This window comes from Acidovorax sp. Root402 (genome assembly GCF_001425125.1).
GTDB lineage: Bacteria > Pseudomonadota > Gammaproteobacteria > Burkholderiales > Burkholderiaceae_C > Acidovorax > Acidovorax delafieldii.
The window spans coordinates 850,001-851,685 of record NZ_LMDQ01000013.1; the positions used below are offsets into that span (position 1 = coordinate 850,001).

The 1,685-nt window shown below is 51.0% G+C and carries 2 rRNA genes (1 of these 2 cut by a window edge); both read left to right on the forward strand.

Annotated features, from left to right (window positions below):
* Positions 1-1,379 (forward strand): 23S ribosomal RNA (locus ASC83_RS11235) (it extends 1,500 nt beyond the left edge of the window).
* A gap of 142 nt (positions 1,380-1,521) precedes the next feature.
* A 5S ribosomal RNA gene (gene rrf, locus ASC83_RS11240) occupies positions 1,522-1,634 on the forward strand.
* Positions 1,635-1,685: the final 51 nt, after the last annotated feature.

The window sequence follows — 1,685 nt, forward strand, 5'->3', positions numbered from 1 at the left end:
ATGAGGGGTGATAACGAGTCTGCTTGCAGACGAAGTGAGTGATACCCTGCTTCCAGGAAAAGCCACTAAGCTTCAGCTATTGACGACCGTACCGCAAACCGACACTGGTGCGCGAGATGAGTATTCTAAGGCGCTTGAGAGAACTCAGGAGAAGGAACTCGGCAAATTGATACCGTAACTTCGGGAGAAGGTATGCCCCAAGTAGGTGAACTCGTACAGAGGGAGCCCAACGGGGTTGCAAAAAATCGGTGGCTGCGACTGTTTAATAAAAACACAGCACTCTGCAAACACGAAAGTGGACGTATAGGGTGTGACGCCTGCCCGGTGCTGGAAGATTAAATGATGGGGTGCAAGCTCTTGATTGAAGTCCCAGTAAACGGCGGCCGTAACTATAACGGTCCTAAGGTAGCGAAATTCCTTGTCGGGTAAGTTCCGACCTGCACGAATGGCGTAACGATGGCCACACTGTCTCCTCCTGAGACTCAGCGAAGTTGAAATGTTTGTGATGATGCAATCTCCCCGCGGAAAGACGGAAAGACCCCATGAACCTTTACTGTAGCTTTGTATTGGACTTTGAACAGATCTGTGTAGGATAGGTGGGAGGCTTTGAAGTGAGGACGCTAGTTCTCATGGAGCCAACGTTGAAATACCACCCTGGTGTGTTTGAGGTTCTAACCTAGGTCCATTATCTGGATCGGGGACAGTGCATGGTAGGCAGTTTGACTGGGGCGGTCTCCTCCCAAAGCGTAACGGAGGAGTTCGAAGGTACGCTAGTTACGGTCGGACATCGTGACGATAGTGCAATGGCATAAGCGTGCTTAACTGCGAGACTGACAAGTCGAGCAGATGCGAAAGCAGGACATAGTGATCCGGTGGTTCTGTATGGAAGGGCCATCGCTCAACGGATAAAAGGTACTCTGGGGATAACAGGCTGATACCGCCCAAGAGTTCATATCGACGGCGGTGTTTGGCACCTCGATGTCGGCTCATCTCATCCTGGGGCTGTAGCCGGTCCCAAGGGTATGGCTGTTCGCCATTTAAAGAGGTACGTGAGCTGGGTTTAAAACGTCGTGAGACAGTTTGGTCCCTATCTTCCGTGGGCGCTGCAGATTTGAGGAAGCCTGCTCCTAGTACGAGAGGACCGGAGTGGACACACCTCTGGTGTATCGGTTGTCACGCCAGTGGCATTGCCGAGTAGCTAAGTGTGGAAGAGATAACCGCTGAAAGCATCTAAGCGGGAAACTCGTTTCAAGATGAGATCTGCCGGGGCCTTGAGCCCCCTAAAGAGTCGTTCAAGACCAGGACGTTGATAGGTCAGGTGTGGAAGCGCAGTAATGCGTTAAGCTAACTGATACTAATTGCTCGTGCGGCTTGACCCTATAACTTTGATAGCCAACACGCTCACAGCGTGAAGCTCAAAGTCTGTTATGCCAAGTTAGACGCAGTCAAAACACAAAATCTGATTCCAGACTCTATGAATTCGCCAGGCAGTTCACAAAAACTGCCCAGCACCAAGTTATGCCTGATGACCATAGCAAGTTGGTCCCACTCCTTCCCATCCCGAACAGGACAGTGAAACGACTTTGCGCCGATGATAGTGCGGGTTCCCGTGTGAAAGTAGGTCATCGTCAGGCTCTTACAGCCCAGAAAACCCCAGTCAGATATGACTGGGGTTTTTTGCTTTG